The organism is Enterobacter sp. MGH120 (genome assembly GCF_001037725.1).
GTDB lineage: Bacteria > Pseudomonadota > Gammaproteobacteria > Enterobacterales > Enterobacteriaceae > Enterobacter > Enterobacter hormaechei_C.
Map to the genome: position 1 here is coordinate 4,404,335 of NZ_KQ089940.1, position 16,390 is coordinate 4,420,724.

The 16,390-nt window shown below is 61.7% G+C and carries 13 protein-coding genes; 5 read left to right on the forward strand and 8 right to left on the reverse strand.

The window, feature by feature from the left end; genetic code table 11:
• Nucleotide 1 precedes the first annotated feature (1 nt).
• The 5 genes from SK54_RS20565 to SK54_RS20585 all read right to left on the reverse strand — a co-directional run bounded on the left by SK54_RS20565 (nt 2) and on the right by SK54_RS20585 (nt 7,227).
• Complete coding sequence (locus tag SK54_RS20565) at nt 2–5,587, reverse strand: trifunctional serine/threonine-protein kinase/ATP-binding protein/sensor histidine kinase (RefSeq protein ID WP_048247851.1); 5,586 nt, start codon at nt 5,585–5,587, stop codon at nt 2–4.
• Nucleotides 5,588–5,596: 9 nt separating this feature from the next.
• Nucleotides 5,597–5,977, reverse strand: a complete 381-nt coding sequence (locus SK54_RS20570; RefSeq protein ID WP_006810275.1) for a response regulator transcription factor — start codon at nt 5,975–5,977, stop codon at nt 5,597–5,599.
• A 23-nt stretch (nt 5,978–6,000) separates the two neighbouring features.
• Nucleotides 6,001–6,261 (reverse strand): XapX domain-containing protein, encoded by a 261-nt coding sequence (locus SK54_RS20575; protein WP_003863056.1) that lies wholly within the window; start codon nt 6,259–6,261, stop codon nt 6,001–6,003.
• Entirely contained in the window at nt 6,258–6,479 is a 222-nt protein-coding gene (locus tag SK54_RS20580) for a DUF1427 family protein (RefSeq protein WP_022646923.1), read from the reverse strand. Before SK54_RS20580 ends, SK54_RS20575 begins: the two co-directional genes overlap by 4 nt.
• A 61-nt stretch (nt 6,480–6,540) precedes the next feature.
• A complete protein-coding gene (locus SK54_RS20585; protein WP_048247853.1) occupies nt 6,541–7,227 on the reverse strand; it encodes a hydrolase in 687 nt (228 codons plus the stop codon).
• Between the two features lie 220 nt (nt 7,228–7,447).
• Between SK54_RS20585 and SK54_RS20590 the strand changes: the two genes are divergently transcribed.
• From SK54_RS20590 to SK54_RS20605, 4 genes are read left to right on the forward strand one after another with little or no spacing between them, the layout of a single operon-like run.
• Complete coding sequence (locus SK54_RS20590) at nt 7,448–9,319, forward strand: amidohydrolase (protein ID WP_047730971.1); 1,872 nt, start codon at nt 7,448–7,450, stop codon at nt 9,317–9,319.
• A complete protein-coding gene (locus SK54_RS20595; RefSeq protein WP_048247855.1) occupies nt 9,319–9,726 on the forward strand; it encodes a DoxX family protein in 408 nt (135 codons plus the stop codon). Before SK54_RS20590 ends, SK54_RS20595 begins: the two co-directional genes overlap by 1 nt.
• Nucleotides 9,723–11,342 (forward strand): MFS transporter, encoded by a 1,620-nt coding sequence (locus SK54_RS20600; RefSeq protein ID WP_023295859.1) that lies wholly within the window; start codon nt 9,723–9,725, stop codon nt 11,340–11,342. The genes SK54_RS20595 and SK54_RS20600 overlap by 4 nt, the downstream gene beginning before the upstream one ends.
• Nucleotides 11,343–11,372: 30 nt before the next feature.
• Nucleotides 11,373–12,194 carry an alpha/beta fold hydrolase gene (locus tag SK54_RS20605; RefSeq protein WP_015572558.1) on the forward strand — a complete coding sequence of 274 codons (822 nt, stop codon included), beginning with the start codon at nt 11,373–11,375 and terminating at the stop codon, nt 12,192–12,194.
• Between the two features lie 39 nt (nt 12,195–12,233).
• Here the strand turns inward: SK54_RS20605 and SK54_RS20610 are convergent, their stop codons facing one another.
• Entirely contained in the window at nt 12,234–13,628 is a 1,395-nt protein-coding gene (locus SK54_RS20610) for an MFS transporter (RefSeq protein ID WP_048247858.1), read from the reverse strand.
• Nucleotides 13,629–13,673: 45 nt separating this feature from the next.
• Nucleotides 13,674–14,762 (reverse strand): cellulase family glycosylhydrolase, encoded by a 1,089-nt coding sequence (locus SK54_RS20615; protein ID WP_048247860.1) that lies wholly within the window; start codon nt 14,760–14,762, stop codon nt 13,674–13,676.
• Between the two features lie 185 nt (nt 14,763–14,947).
• On the opposite strand from SK54_RS20615, the gene SK54_RS20620 reads away from it, so the two are divergent.
• Entirely contained in the window at nt 14,948–15,955 is a 1,008-nt protein-coding gene (locus tag SK54_RS20620) for a LacI family DNA-binding transcriptional regulator (RefSeq protein WP_048247862.1), read from the forward strand.
• Here SK54_RS20620 and fosA read toward each other — a convergent pair.
• On the reverse strand, nt 15,941–16,366 hold the full coding sequence (gene fosA / locus SK54_RS20625) for a FosA/FosA2 family fosfomycin resistance glutathione transferase (protein ID WP_048247864.1): 426 nt from the start codon (nt 16,364–16,366) through the stop codon (nt 15,941–15,943). The two genes, SK54_RS20620 and fosA, sit on opposite strands and share 15 nt — an antisense overlap.
• Between the last annotated feature and the right edge of the window lie 24 nt (nt 16,367–16,390).

Here is a 16,390-nt window from a genome sequence, read left to right on the forward strand (position 1 = left end):
GTTACATCTCCTGTCCGGCAAGCGGCAACGCGAAGGTAAACACCGTGCCGTACGGCTCTCTGCGGCGCGCGCTCAGTTTCCCCCGGTGCCGTTCAATGATGCTGGCGCTGATGGTCAGCCCCATGCCCATTCCCTGCGCTTTGGTCGAATAGAACGAGTCAAAGATCCGCTCGGTGAGCTCCGGCTCAATGCCGCTGCCGGTATCGGCGATCTCGAAGATCACCTTCCCCTCGGCGCAGTTCGCGGTGGAGATCGTGATGCTGCACGGGCGATCCGTCACTTCCGCCATCGCTTCCATCGCATTCATCACCAGGTTAAGCAACACCTGCTGGATCTGCACGCTGTCGCCGATGATAAAGCTGTCGTCAGCGTTCAGAAGATAATCAACGCTTATGTGTCGCAGCTCAAGTTCGCTGCGGGAAAGCATAATGATGTGGTGGATCAGGAAGTGCAGATCGATTCGCGTAAACGTGGGGTCCTGTTTGCGCGTCAGAGACTGAATGCTGCGGATGATCTCCCCTGCCCGCTCGCCCTCGGCGGCGATCTCCTCCAGCCCCTCGCGCACTTTGTCCAGCCGCGCCGGATCGCGGTTGAGCCAGCGCAGGCTCGCGCCGGCGTTCGAGACAATCGACATCAGCGGCTGGTTGATCTCGTGCGCGATCGAGGAGGTCAGTTGCCCGACGGTAGTAGCCCGTGAGACCCGCGCCAGATCCGCCTGCGCCACCCGCATCGCATCCTCCGCCGCCCGCTGGCTGGTGATGTCGGTAATGATGCCGTAATACTCATTCACCTCGCTGCCGACGCCCACCGGATCGCCAATCCCGAGGAGGTAACGAACGGAGCCGTCGGTGCGGATGATGCGAAACTCCGCGCGCATCGACAGCCCGTCACGCACGCTCTGGTTAACGAGGGTGCTGATCCGGCCATAATCGTCCTCATGCACGAAGGTCAAAAACTCCGCCATTGAGATCATCTTTTGCTGCTCTGGCAGGCCAAGGATACGGGCGTACTCTTCGGACATAAACATCAGATCCTGCACCAGCTCCCAGCGCCAGCTGCCGGTATGGCTGATCTGCTCGCCCAGCATCAGCGAGGTCTGGCTGGCGCGCAGCTCTTTCTCCACCCGTCGGCGCTGGATGTTTTCCGCCAGCAGCTCGGCGTAGAGCCGCGCCGTCTCCAGCGAAACCGCCGCCTGCGCGCCCAGCAGGCTGACCACGCGCGAATGTTCGGCGGTAAACACTTCCGGCATCAGGCGGTTTTCCAGATACAGAACCCCCACCAGCCGCGCCTGTTTGAACATCGGCACGCACATCACGGCGGCGCCGGACGTCACCAGATACGGATCCTGGCTGAACGGGTGAAACTCCTCCGGTTTGCCGGTGCGGATCTCCTGCCCGGTGCGGATCACTGCGGCCAGCACCGACAGCGGCATGTCCGTCGCCATCGGTGACGCCTTCAGGATGCGCACCCGTACCCCGTCGGTACTGGTCCAGGCGCTGGCTTCAATCTCCGGGATGTGATTATCGCTGACGCGCAGCAGCAGGCCACGCTGCGCCCCGGCGCGCTCAAGCAGCAGCGTCATCAGGTTTTCGATTAAACGTTCAAGGTTGATCTCTTCGGACAAGGCGCGTGAGGCTTTGATGACGCTCTGTAAATCGCGGATCACCTCGTTCTGGGCAAACGCCGCCGTGTCATACGCGCGGCTCTGCCCGGAGGCCAGCAGATGCGGGAAATCCTGCTCCAGCTGGCGCACCTTGGCCTGCGCGCCCGCCCGGCCCCAGGCGGCAATTGCGCCGCGGAAATGGGCGTCGGAGGCGGTCGGGTAGCCGCAGGCCAGCGAGAAACGCCCGGCCAGCTCGTGCGCCAGGGCATTGATCGGGTTAAACCCGCCCTCCCGCGAGAGTCGCACCGCTTTTTCATACTGCTCCAGCGCGATGCTGTTCATGCCGTCCAGACGGACGATTTCGGCATAAATCAGCGCCTCTTTATCGGCAAACGTGCCCGGATTGATCCGCGCCCAGAGGGCTATTTTGTCGTAATGGTGATGAATACTGCGGCGATAATCCGCCGAAAAGGTTTCCGGGGTGAGCTGGCGGGAGAGCGCCAGCGCGCTGTAAAAATGGTAATCCAGCAGATGAATATGACCCGGCGCGGACCACGAATACCAGCCCGCCATTTCTAAATCCGCCTGTGCGTCGGCGTATTCGCCGCAGGAAAAGTGCGCCATCCCGCGATAGAGCCAGTACCAGAAGAGCATGGTCGAGGTCTGCTCGGGCGCCTGCTCCGGCGGCGCGGGCAGCAGATCGTCAGGCAGCGCCTGGGCGGCGCTCCATGGGCCCGTCACCGGCGTGCGTAAAAACTCCACGTAGCGGCGCTGAATGTGCAGAACGGTTTCAATGTCCTGGTAATCCGTTTTGCGCACAAAGGCCAGACCGCGATCGATGCTGGTCAGCACGCCATCCAGATGGTCGCCCCGGGAGAGGAAGTTAATGATCTGATGACAGGCCGCGAAGCAGGCCATCGTCATGTCGCCGTGGGTCACCGCTGAGGTAAAGCAGGCCTTGGCGCACTCGATAGTGTACGACAGCGGCTGGGTCCAGACGCTGAGCTGGTCGAGCGGCAGCAGGGTTTTGGCTTCATAGGCATCATAGCCGTGGCGGTTCACCAGCTCACGAGCCAGCGTGCCGTACTCAAACCCGAGACGGTATTCGGCGTAGCGGTGGCCAATCAGCACGCCAAACCAGGCCATCGCCGTGGTGGAAGCACCGGTTATGCCGTGATCGAGCGTGAGGTGCATCATCCGGCACAGGAGTAAAAAGTGCAGGCGCGGGCAGGTAAAGCTGGCGAAAATACTGGCGCTGTAAAGCAGGTTCATCACCGCTTCGGTCTCTGCGTTCTCCATCAGCTTAAGCTGAGAAAACGGGTTCTGCGGCGCGTCGGCGGTGCGTTGACAGAACTGCTGCCAGGCCTCGTCACATTCGGCATTTTCCGGGTAGCGGCTGATCTGGATCCCGAACACGCCCAGCCAGCATAACGACGCCTCCAGCGCCAGGCGGATCTCCGACTGGCGCATATAAACTTCCGCCAGCAGGTTGGCGGCCAGCGCTTTCTCCGTCAGCCCGCCCGGTGAACCGAGGATCGCATCGCACAGCGCACGCGTGCGCTCCAGGTGTCCGAGCGCAAACTCACAGCCCGCCTCTTCGATATCCAGCATAAAGTCCGAGACCGGGCCCGCATTCCCCAGCGCTCTGGCGGTCTGGATATAGCTTAAGGCGGAAAGGTAATCGCCGGTACGCTTCGCACGCCGCGCGGCCTGAAGGCTCAGCTCCCGGAATCGCTGCCGCTGGGGTGCAGGCTGGATGCAGTCCAGCGCGGCGCTGACGTGGTGAACCGCGCGGAACAGCAGTTCGTTGCCCGCCGTCTGCCGCGCGGCATCCGCCAGCAGGCTGGCGGTGGTCAGGTGCAGATGGCTTTTCTCGCCCTCATCCAGCAGGGCAAAGGCGGCTTCCTGCACCCGATCGTGGGTAAAAGCGTACTCTTTCTCCGTCAGCACAATCAGCTGAGCGGTCACCGCCGGATGAAGCGCGTAGCGGATTTCCGCCGCCGACCGCCCCACCACGCGGCACAGCATCTCCAGCTCGCCCGTGCAGCCGAGGCAGGCGATGCTGCCCAGCAGGCGGCGCGTCTCGTCGGGCATCTCCTTGAGCTGTTCAAGCACCAGCGTCACCACGTTCTCGGTGTAGTGCCGGGCGCGGATGGCCTGGAGATCGTAATGCCATTTCCCCTGATATTTGTTGTGCACCACCAGTCCGTCATCGACGATGCGGCGGAAAAATTCCTGCACGAACAGCGGGTTGCCGCCGGTTTTTTCATGGATCAGCGTGGCAAGATCGGCGGTACCGGTACTGCGGGCATGAAAAATCCCCCCGAGCCAGCGCGCCACGGCCTTCACCGACAGCGGCTGCGGCACGATCGTCGTGGCGTGCTGCGCCGCCTCCGGCAGGCTCGCCAGCGCGGTCTGCAAGGTGGGCTCAGAAAGCGAACTGAGATCGCGGTGCGCCACCACCACCAGCAGCGGGATGGCGCCGCAGGCGCGCAGCAGGTGATCGAGCGTTTGCAGGCTGGCGGCGTCGATCCACTGCACATTATCCAGCAGCAGCACCAGCGGCGCGCCCTGGGTGGCGAAGGTTTTCACCAGCGCCAGCACCATATGGCTGAAGCGCGCCCGCGCGTCGATGGAAAAGGTATCCGCAGAGAAACGCGGTTTGTTCTCAAGGAGTAAATTCAGCTCCGGCACCAGGCTAACGGCCAGCTCCTCGAAGCCTTCCAGCGCGCGCGACAGACGGATTTTCCACGTCGCTACCTCCCCGGCTGGCAGCCCGAGCAGGTGCAGCGTGAGCGTCCGAAACGCCGAACTCAGCACGCCGTAGGGCAGCGTGGGAGAATATTGATCGACCTTGCCCACCGCCAGCAGCACCTTGCGCTGTTGCAGCGATTTCAGCGTGGTGGCGATCACGGAAGATTTGCCGATCCCCGACGGACCGCCAATCGTCACCAGTTCCGGCGCACCGCTCTGGCTGACCCGCTCAAACGCGGCGATGACGTCGCTGGCCTGCGGATGCGCAGAGAAAAGCGAATCGGCAAGATGGATCGCCGGAGAGCGATCCTGCTGGCCGGGAATAAAGTCGACGATCTCACCTTCGGCGGTCAGCGTCGCCTGGCAGCGCCTGAGGTCGGCAATCAGCCCGTCGACGGTCTGATAGCGATTCTCCGGATTCTTCTCCAGCAGCTTAAGGATAATGGTCGACAGCATGCCGGGTACGTCCGGGCGCACCCGCCCCGGCGCAAGCGGCTCAGAGGCAATGTGATAATGCGCCCAGTTGGTCTGGTCATCAGCGCTCAGTTCAAACGGCAATCGCCCGGTCAGAAGTTCATAAAGCACGATACCCAGACTGTAGAGATCGCTCCGGCTGTCGACGGCGCGCCGGGTACGCGTGGTGTGTTCCGGTGACATGTAGGCGGGCGTGCCGCCAGACGCGGCAAGCCGGGACTGGGAGAACGCGTCGGAGGTGCCGCAGGAAAGACCGAAGCTGCAAAGACGGCAGGTGGCGTCGTGATGAACGAAGAACGCCCCGGGTTTGATATCGCCGTGGATCAGGTTGTGCAGATGCATCTGGCGCAGGGGACCGCAGATGCGGATCGCCATTTCGATAAAGCGGGCGATCCCGGAAATCGCCTTACCTGCCCGGCACGCCAGCAGTTCAAAGCAGAACGGCGCGTAGACCAGCGCAAAACGTCCACGGTACTGGGTTGAAGCGACGGGCCGGATAGCCCAGCCGTCATGAAGCCGATCGCGCAGGGCAAACTCGTTTTTCAGCAGCCGGGTGGCCCGCTCCTCTTCTTCATCGCTGACCGCGGTGGCAATAATAAACGAACCGCCGGACTGGGGATGCCGCCCGTTCATCCAGGCGATGCCGCCCTCCTGCGCCAGCACGGTAAAAATGACATCCTCTTTCAGAACAAAAGCCCGCCCTTCATGGAGACTTCCCCGGGCGGGCCAAAATGCAGGCGACGTATGTTCGTTCATCCGCGATCCTTATTGTCGGCGGGTCAGCTCCCGCTGAATATGATCCAGCAGAATATCGATGTTAATCGGCTTACGCAAAAATGCAGCGGCGCCCAGACTGAGTGCATACCGCTGCATATTTTCATCAGCATGACCGGAGATAAACAGTATTGGCGGTGGCGGCGTGGCCAGCAACCGCAGCTTCTCAAACAGCTCGATGCCGTTCATGCCGCGTAGCTTGATGTCGGTGATCACCAGCGACGCGCCGGACAGGGCGAGAGGGTGGCTCAAAAACACCTCTGCCGAATCGAAGGTATCGGTAGCATACCCTTCCGATTGCAGCAGGTTACTGAGCCCGCTGCGAACAGAGCGTTCGTCATCAATGATGGCAATGCGCCACGGCAGCGTCATGCTGTCTTTCCTCAAACAAATCGTTACGCGTCGCGGCTTTCCTTCGCGGGCGCTGGGGGCGCGGTACCGCTGATCTTCGGTACGCATTCATGACGAAACCAGGCCAGGGTCAACGGTTCGCGGCTCACCAGACGCCGTCCGATGGGGATCAGCTGTTCACCCACCAGCATGCCGAACAGGCCAAGCAGCGCGACGACCGGCGGCGCCGGGGAATGCACGTCGAGCAGGGCGTAAAGTACCCCAGCCGCGACCCCGCACACCAGCGAAATAATCCAGGCCTTCATGATGACGCTCCGGTCAGGTGCTGAACGTGGGGAACCGTCACCTGCACGCCCGCGGGATTATCGCGGGATAAAAGATGACGCATCGCCTGTTCCCCCGCCAGCATCCCCAGCAGGCCAATCAGCGCCAGCGCGGGCGGCGCGGGGGAACGCACCTTCAGCACGGCATACATCAGGCCAATCAACACGCCTGCCGCGAGGGATATCAACCCTGTACTCATTGTGAACTCCAGAGAAAAAGGCAGCGGCGAGCCGGATGAGGGACCAGCCCGCCAGCGGGACTTAGCGTGCCGGAACCGGCGCTAAGGTGCGGTGCTCGCTCTTCTGACGAGACGGCGCTTTGTGCACCATGGTGTAGGCGTAATCCACACCCATTCCGTAGGCACCGGAGTGCTCGCGCACGATATCCATCACCGCGGTGTAGGTCTCTTTGCGCGCCCAGTCACGCTGCCACTCCAGCATCACCTGCTGCCAGGTCACCGGGATCACGCCCGCCTGGATCATGCGCTGCATCGCGAAGTCGTGGGCTTCTTTGGAGGTGCCGCCGGAGGCGTCTGCCACCATATAAATTTCGTAGTCGCCTTCCAGCATCGCGCACAGGGCAAAGCTGTTATTGCACACTTCGGTCCACAGGCCAGCGACAACCACCTTCTTCTTGCCGTTGGTCTTCAGCACGTCGCGCACCTTCTGGTCGTCCCAGGAGTTCATGGAGGTACGCTCCAGAATGTCCAGGCCCGGGAACACGTCCAGCAGCTCCGGATAGGTATTGCCGGAGAAGCTTTCGGTCTCAACGGTGGTGATGATGGTTGGGATGCTGAACACCTTAGCCGCTTTCGCCAGCGCCACGGTGTTGTTTTTCAGCACCTGGCGGTCAATAGACTGCACGCCGAACGCCATCTGTGGCTGGTGATCGATGAAGATGATCTGACAGTTGGCAGGGGTTAAGACTTCGAGCTTAGAAGTGGTCATAAGATTATCCAGTGAGGTTAAAGGTTAAAATCGCCGCGAACAGCACGCCGATAAAATCGCGTTCATCCTATGACCCACAGCGCTGTGGTGTAATTATCTCTTCGTATAGTTAACCTTAGGTATAGTTATACTTTGGTATACCTATCCTATTGTATAACTGGATCTTTGCCGAAACCGGTTCCCATAATCCTGACCATTCCCCTCTTAGTCTGGAGCTATTATGGTTACCCTCGGTAAAGCCGATCTCATTCTGGTTAACGGCCAGTTTCACACCGTCGATCGCGAGAATCCTGTCGCGGAAGCCGTTGCCGTGCGCGACGGAAAATTTCTGGAAGTGGGTACCGTCGCCGAGGTGATGCAACACCACTGCGACGGCACTAAGGTGGTCGACTTAAAAGGCCACACCGCCATCCCCGGCCTGAACGACTCGCACCTGCACCTGATCCGCGGCGGCCTGAACTACAACCTCGAGCTGCGCTGGGAAGGCGTGCCGTCCCTGGCCGACGCCCTGCGGATGCTAAAAGAGCAGGCCCTGCGCACGCCATCGCCCCAGTGGGTGCGTGTAGTGGGCGGCTGGAGCGAGTTCCAGTTCGCCGAGCGCCGCATGCCGACCCTCGACGAAATTAACGACGCCGCGCCTGACACCCCGGTGTTTATCCTCCACCTGTACGACCGCGCCCTGCTCAACCGCGCCGCGCTGAAGGTGGTCGGCTACACCAAAGACACGCCAAACCCGCCGGGCGGGGAGATCCAGCGCGACGCCAACGGCAACCCGACCGGAATGCTTATTGCCCGTCCGAACGCCATGATTTTGTACGCCACGCTGGCGAAAGGGCCGAAGCTGCCGCTGGAGCAGCAGATTAACTCCACGCGCCAGTTCATGCGCGAGCTGAACCGTCTGGGGCTGACCAGCGCCATCGACGCGGGCGGCGGCTTCCAGAACTACCCGGAAGATTACGAGGTGATTGCCGAGCTGCACGAGAAAAAGCAGATGACCATCCGCATCGCCTACAACCTGTTTACCCAGCGTCCGGGCCACGAGCTGGAAGACTTTGAAAAATGGACCGATATGCTTACGCCGGGCCAGGGCAGCGATTTCTTCCGCCACAACGGCGCGGGCGAGATGCTGGTCTTCTCCGCCGCCGATTTTGAAGACTTCCTCGAGCCGCGCCCGGATCTCGCACCGGGCATGGAGGACGAGCTGGAGCGCGTAGTGCGCCATCTGGTGGAGCACCGCTGGCCGTTCCGCCTGCACGCCACTTACAACGAATCCATCAGCCGCATGCTGGACGTGTTCGAGAAGGTGAACCGTGACATTCCGTTCAACGGGCTGCACTGGTTCTTCGACCACGCCGAAACCGTGTCGCAGGCCAACATTGACCGCATCAAAGCACTCGGCGGCGGCATTGCCGTCCAGCACCGCATGGCCTTCCAGGGCGAGTACTTTGCCGAGCGCTACGGCATCGAAGCCACCCGCCACACGCCGCCGGTGGCGAAAATGCTCGAGACCGGCGTGCCGGTGGGCCTGGGAACGGACGCCACCCGCGTGGCGAGCTATAACCCATGGACCGCGCTCTACTGGCTGGTCTCCGGCCGCACCGTTGGCGGGATGCAGATGTACGATCACAGCGCCCGTCTGGATCGCGATACCGCCCTGATGCTCTGGACCCAGGGCAGCGCGTGGTTCTCCAGCGAGCAGAACCAGAAGGGGCAGATCAAAGCGGGCCAGCTCGCGGATCTGGCGGTGCTCAGCAAAGATTACTTCCGCGTGCCGGAGGAGGAGATCAAGGGCATTGAGTCCGTCCTCACCGTGGTGAACGGCGATATCGTCTATGCCGCAGGCGCTTTTGGCCCACTCGCGCCGCCCGCCATTCCGGTCCTGCCCGAGTGGTCCCCGGTGGTGAAGGTGCCGGGCCACTACCGCAGCGCGCCGCCGCAGGCCGCACGCGTGGGTATGAGTGTGACTCACCACTGTAGCGGCCCGTGCGGGGTTCACAACCACCAGCATGACTTTGCCCGCACGTCAGAGATGCCGGTATCCGACGATAACGCTTTCTGGGGTGCGCTGGGTTGCAGCTGCTTTGCATTCTGATGAAACAAAATGACGCTTCGCCCCGGATCGATCCGGGGCTGTTCTTTCTGCGCCTGACCGGCAGCCTGGTGCTGCTGTACGTGCACGGCCTGCCGAAGGTGCTGCACTTCAGCGAAGAGCTGACGCGCATTGAAGATCCGTTCGGCTTCGGGCCTTACGCCAGCCTGATCCCGGCGATCGTCGCCGAGGTGATCTGCCCGCTGTTTATCATTGCGGGCGTGTACACCCGCCTGGCGTGCCTGCCGATTATCGCCGTGCTGCTGGTGGCGATGCTGGCGGTCCACCCGAACTGGTCGATTGCCGAGGGGCAGTTTGGCTGGCTGCTGCTGATTATCTTCACCACCCTCGCCCTTACCGGGCCGGGCCAGTGGCGAGTGCAGCGTAAAACAACGGAGAGGTTCGCATGACCCAGGTAAACGACGTTCGCGACGCACACGTCGAGACGACGCCCGCCCCCGCGGTTTCACCCTGGCAGCCGCTGAGCCAGCCGGTGTTCCGCATGCTGTGGATCGCCACGGTGGTCTCTAACGTCGGCTCATGGATGAGCGACGTCGGTATCAACTGGAGCATGCTGACGCTCAGCGCCGATCCGCTGGATATCGCGCTGGTGCAGGCGGCGAGCAGCCTGCCGATGTTCCTTTTCGCCCTGCCGTCCGGGGTGATGGCGGACATCGTTGATCGACGTAAATACCTGCTCTTCTCCCAGCTGTGGGTGTTCATTGCCGCCGCCGGGCTGACGCTGCTCTCTTTTACCGGACACGTCACCCCCACCGTTCTGCTGGCGGCGACGTTTCTGCTGAGCGTGGGTGCGGCCATGAGTTCGCCGCCGTTTCAGGCGATTGTCCCTGACCTGGTGAGCAAGCCCGAGCTGGGTTCCGCCGTGGCGCTTAACTCGCTCGGGGTCAATATCAGCCGGGCAATTGGCCCTGCGCTGGGCGGTTTTCTGCTGTCGCTTGCCGGGCCGTGGATGGTGTTTGCCCTGAACGCGCTGTCCGTGATGGGCGTGGCGTGGGTGCTGTGGCGCTGGCGTCCGGCACCGTCCGTGCAGCGTTTGCCACCGGAGCACTTCTTCTCTGCGGTGCGCTCCGGGATTCGCTACGTGCACGCCGCGCCGGTGCTGCGCAACGTGCTGGTGCGCACCGTGGCCTTTTTTGTTTTCGGCAGCGCGGGCTGGGCATTGCTGCCGCTGGTGGCGCGCCGCGAGCTGGGCTTAGGCCCGGCGGGCTACGGCGTGATGCTGGCGTGTATCGGCCTTGGCGCCATTGCCGGGGCCATCCTGCTGCCGCGTCTGCGCCAGCGGCTGAACGCCGATCGGCTGATGGTGGCCGCCAGCCTGACGTTTGCGATCACCATGCTGGCGCTGGCATTTGTACGTCACTTTTGGCTGCTAAACTTGTTTGAGTTCTTTACCGGCTTCGCGTGGATTGCGGTGCTCTCCACCCTCAACCTTGGCGCGCAGCGCAGCGCCGCACGCTGGGTAAAAGCCCGGGCGCTGGCGGTGTATCTGACGGTCTTTTTCGGTTCGATGACCGCAGGCAGCGCCGTCTGGGGCCAGATCGCCTCGCAGTTCGGCACTCCGGCTTCGCTGGTTGTCGCCACGCTGGGGATGGTGCTGGCGAGCCTGACGGTGTTCCGCTGGAAGCTGGAGAAAGATCCGGATTTAAATCTCGACCTGAGCGGGCAGCCGCTGGACGGGGTGGAGATTGAACTCCCGAACGAGCGTGGCCCGGTGCTGGTCTCGCATGAGTACATCATCGACCCGCAGAACGCGAAAGCGTTTTTGCAGGCCGTGCACGAGCTACGCCGGGTGCGCCGCCGCGCCGGGGCGATGAGCTGGGCGGTGTACGAAGATATTGAACGTCCGGGTCTGTTTATCGAAACCTTCCTGATGGGTTCCTGGATCGAGCATCTGCGCCAGCAGGAGCGCCACACCATGAATGACCTCCTGTTGCAGAGCCGCGTTTTGGCTTTTCATCAGGGCACAACATCACCGGCAATTCGTTATCTGGTCGCGCCGGTCTGAACATAACAATCACCTGTAGAGGAACACACTATGGCAACGTTTAAGGCAAAAGATGGTACGCAGATTTATTACAAAGACTGCGGCGCGGGCAAACCGGTTCTTTTCAGCCACGGCTGGCCGCTGGACGGGGACATGTGGGACAGCCAGCTGAACTTCCTGGCCGAGCGCGGCTACCGCACCATCGCCTTTGACCGTCGCGGGTTTGGGCGTTCGGATCAGCCGTGGAACGGCTATGACTACGATACCTTTGCGTCCGACATTAACGACCTGATCACCACGCTGGATCTGCGCGACGTGACGCTGGTGGGCTTCTCCATGGGCGGCGGCGACGTGACGCGTTACATCAACAACTACGGCAGCGAGCGCGTGGCCGGTCTTGCCCTGCTGGGCGCGGTAACGCCCATTTTCGGCAAATCCGAAAGCTACCCGGAAGGGGTCGATCAGAGCGTGTTCAGTGGGATTCGCGACGGACTGCGTAAAGATCGCGCTCAGTTCATCAGCGATTTCGCCACCCCATTCTACGGCACCAACGCCGGGCAGACCGTTTCTGCCGGTGCCCTGACGCAGACGCTGAACATCGCCCTGCTGGCGTCCCTGAAGGGCACCATCGACTGCGTAACCGCCTTCGCCGAAACCGACTTCCGCCCGGATATGGCGAAAATCGACGTGCCGACGCTGGTGATCCACGGCAGCAACGACCAGATCGTGCCGTTTGAAACGACCGGCAAGCTGGCGGCAGAGATGATCAAAAACGCCACGCTGAAAGTGTACGACAACGCGCCGCACGGCTTCGCGCTGACCCACCAGGACCAGCTCAACGAAGATCTGCTGGCGTTTGTGAAGTCGCTGTAAGTCATTACGCGAAGCCTGATGGCGCTTCGCTTATCAGGCCTACAAGGGCTGGTCCTGTAGGCCGGGTAAGGCGCAGCCGCCACCCGGCGCTTTCGCAGACGCATTCCGCTCCGCCAGCAGCCGACAAATCTCCGCATGCTTCTCCTCGGTAAAGTTAAAGCGCGACATAAAGCCCATTCGGATCAGCGAGCCTATCGCCGGTAACAAACAAATGCCGAAGAACAGCCCCGCCAGCACGCTGTCGCTCTGTGACTGCGCCTGCGGCACATAGTCGATCATCGTCAGAAACACGCCGATGAGCCCGCCGCCCACCGCCACCGACATCTTGCCGGTAAAGGTCTGCCCGGAGAAGGTGATCGCCGCGCAGCGCTTGTGGGTGTGATACTCCGCATACTCGATGGTGTCGGCAATCATCGACGAGGTGAGGATGTTGGTCATCATCACGAACAGCGTGCTCAGGCCGAGCAGGATAAACAGCAACGCCGTGTGCTGATAGCCCGTGAACCACATCACCACGCGCACCGCCACGTCCAGCCCGCAGAGGATCATAAACAGCTTCCGCTTCTGCATCCGGCGCGTCAGCAGCGGGGCGACCAGGCACAGCACCGCCGCCACTATCCCCATCACGCCAATTGCCATTTGCAGGCTGCCGTCGCCCATATTGTTGATAAAGAAGTAGATATAGAGACCGCCCGCCACGTTATGGAACACGCAGAAAAAAAACGACAGCAGGACGATAAACAGCGGCTTGTTCTGGCGCAGGTTGTGGAAGGTGTCGCGCATCGTCACCTTTTCCGGGCTCGGCGGCACGCGCTCTTTGATCTGCATAAAGCCGTTGAGCATCAGCGGCAGGCCCACCAGCATCATCACCAGCGCCGCCATAAAGTAGCCTTTATCGTTGCTGTACTGGGCAAAGAACGCCGCCAGCTTCGGGAAGAAGATGTTGGCGCAGGCGATCCCGGCGTTCACTCCAAGCATCGCCGCCGTCACCGCGCGGGTGCGCTGGCCGGAGTCGTTGGTCATCACCGATGACATCGACCAGAACGGGATATCGGAGATGGCGTACAGCGTCCCCCACAGGATATACGTCACCCCGGCGTAGAGGATTTTGGTGGTCATGTCCGCTTCGATTTTATAGAACGCCAGCAGGGTGACCCCGGTGATCAGCAGCGGGGCGATCAGTAAAAAGTGGCGAAACTTGCCGAACCGGCTGTTAATGGTGTCCATAATGCTGGCAAACAGCGGATCGTGAACCGCGTCCCACGCGCGGGCAATCAGGAAGATGGTGCTTGCCGCCAGCGCCGAGATCCCCAGCACGTCGGTGTAAAAATAGTTAATAAACGAACCCACTAAACCAAAGCTAAAACACTGACCTAAACCATAGCCAAAGTAAGACCACAACTCGCGAGACGGTATTTTCATTGTCATTGCCATAGTGCGTACCTGGTTGCCCGGCGACAGCGCGCCGGGTCATTATTATCAGCCCTGCGGATTCGGGGCGATTTTGCGCAGCTTCTTCATCAGCGCGATTTCAACGCGTGAGAACGGGATACCGTTCTCCTCAAACACGTCGTGGAACCACAGGCGGCAGTAGTCCGTGGACTCCTTCATCACTACCGGCCACGGCAGCCAGGTCTGGGTTTTACCGCGCACCAGCCCCCACTGATACGGCGCGACCTTCGCCATGTACATCAGCGGGAGCTGCTCTTCGATGGTGCCGCCCACGTGACGCGCCAGCCATTCGGTGCAGAAGATTGGGCGGCCCAGCGCCTGAAGCTGCTGGATAATCGCCGTCATGCGCCCGGTATTGGTGTAGGCGTGGTAGCTCACCACATCTGACAGCGCCAGCGCGGTCTGGTCCAGCGGGTGCTGGTAAAACGTCTCGCCCTCCTCTTCCGCGGGCAGGCGCCACGCGCAGACGGTGAGCGGCTGGGTCGGGTCTTCCTCACGCACCCAGCGGAACGCCTGCTTCATCAGCTCGTGCGCGCAGGTTTCCAGCTTCTCGTCGTACAACACCTCTTCGGTGCCGGTCGCGAAAATGCCGCGGTTGCCCGGCTCGTTATACAGATCCCAGAGCAATACGCGCTTATCCTCGCGAAACTGGCGCACAACGTCGCGGATATAGCGCTCAATCTGTGGCCAGCAGTCGCGATCGCACACCTTATCGCGTCCCGGGCTCGCTGCCGCCTGGCTGTTGTGCTTGCCCGGTACGGGCGGCTTTTGCGGGCCGAGGTACGGCTCGTCGCCGGAGAAGCCGCAGTCATCCATCAGGGTCAGCATGGTGCTGAACCCGTGACCGTCGGCAATCGTCAAAAAGCGGTCGATGCGCGCCATCAGCCCGTCGCGGTCGTGCTCCCAGACGATGAACGGCAGGTTGATGCGCAGGGTGTTATAGCCCGCGTCCGCCGCCCAGCCCAGCTCGCGGTCGATGGTGTCGGCATCGAAGGTCTCTTCCTGCCAGATATCGGTCCAGTTCACCGCCGTCGACGGCAGATAGTTAAACCCGCACAGCCAGCCTTTCTGCTGATACCACGCCTGTGCCTGCTCCCTGCTCCACTGCTCTTTCATTACGCATCCTCTTGCTGATAATATTTAGCTAATAAATATTAGTCGCAGAATAAATGCGCAAATCGTGGCGCTCAGAAAAGCGACGCCTCTCACAAAGTTCACGCTTCGATGGATGAGAAACGTGATCGACGGCGCTAAAGCGTGCGGTTAGGGTATGATGCGAAATCGCGAAAGGGAGAGGACGGATGAAGCGAAAAACAAAAGTGACGATGAACGATATTGCGCGGGCGGCAGGGGTGTCGCAGGCGACGGTATCGCTGGTGCTTAACCAGTCCCGCAACATCAAGCTCAGCGACGACACCCGCCAGCGGGTGATTGGCGTCGCCACCGAGCTCGGCTACGACCGCCTCCCCGCCGTTCACGCCCCGCGCAACCAGGAGGAGATCGCCCTGCTGGTCAGCTCCATGCAGAGCTTCGACCCGTTTATCGACGCCATCAGCCAGGCGCGGGAAGCGGCGTGGCGCAACGAGACCCTGCTCACCGTCTACGACTACGGCGACGACATCGAGCTGGCGCTGAACATCATCCGCCAGCTGGACAAGCGCAACTGCATCGGGATTATCCTTGCCTCTCCGGTCACGAACGTCGTCGATATGACGGCCTTCCAGGACTGCACCCGTATCCCGCTGGTGCTGCTCAACCAGCGCGACCCCGGCTCGCCGCTGCTGCCGTCGTTTATTCCGGACGACTACGCCAACGCTTTCCAGGTCACTAAACACCTCATCGCCTGCGGCGCCACGCGCATCGCCCACATCACCGGCGAGAGCTGGATGGAGGCCTCGCGCCAGCGTCTGGCGGGCTACCAGGCGGCATTACAGCAGGCCGGACTGGCGTGCGACGACGGTCTGGTGCGCCAGACCAACTGGCAGTTCAGCGAGTCCTTTACCGCGACAGCTTCGCTACTGGAACTGGCCGAGCGCCCGGACGCCATCTTCTGCGCCAGCGACTGGCTGGCGATCGGCTGCTACCAGGCGCTGGCGGTGAACGGCGTGCGCATTCCGCAGGATATGCTGCTGGCGGGCTACGACGACCAGAAGATTTCCGAGCAGCTCACCCCGCCGCTGACCAGCATCCAGTTGCCCTACAGCGAGCTGGGACGGCTGGCGGTGGAGTACCTGTGCAATCAGGAAGATGCCGCCACGCACGTGACGCTGGCGGGCAGGCTGAAGGTGCGCGCCTCAAGCCTCGTCTGAGGTAAACACCATGCCCGCGTAGGGCTTCTCGCGACACGCCGCCAGCCGCGCGGCGAGGCTGCCGACGTGCAGCTCCAGCTTGTGCCCGTCCGGGTCGAGAAAATAGAACGATGCCCCCTCGCTTTTGTTCTGCTTCCAGACGGTGACGCCCGCCTGCTTGAGCCTTTGCGAGAACGGTTCAAAATCTTCTTCCGCCACGGTAAACGCGTAGTGGGTGTAGTCGCTCTCCTGCGGCGGCACGTACTGGCGCGCCTCGTCGTACGACAGGCAGACCCACAGATCGCCGCAGGTGAGATAGGCCCCGGTATTCCAGCGGGCGTGCAGCGTCAACCCCAGCAGCTCGTGCCAGAAGGTGACGCTTTTTTGCAGGTCGCTGACCGCGAGGGTCAGGTGGTTGAGTGATTGCAGCATGACGTGCCCCGCATGACTGAAATT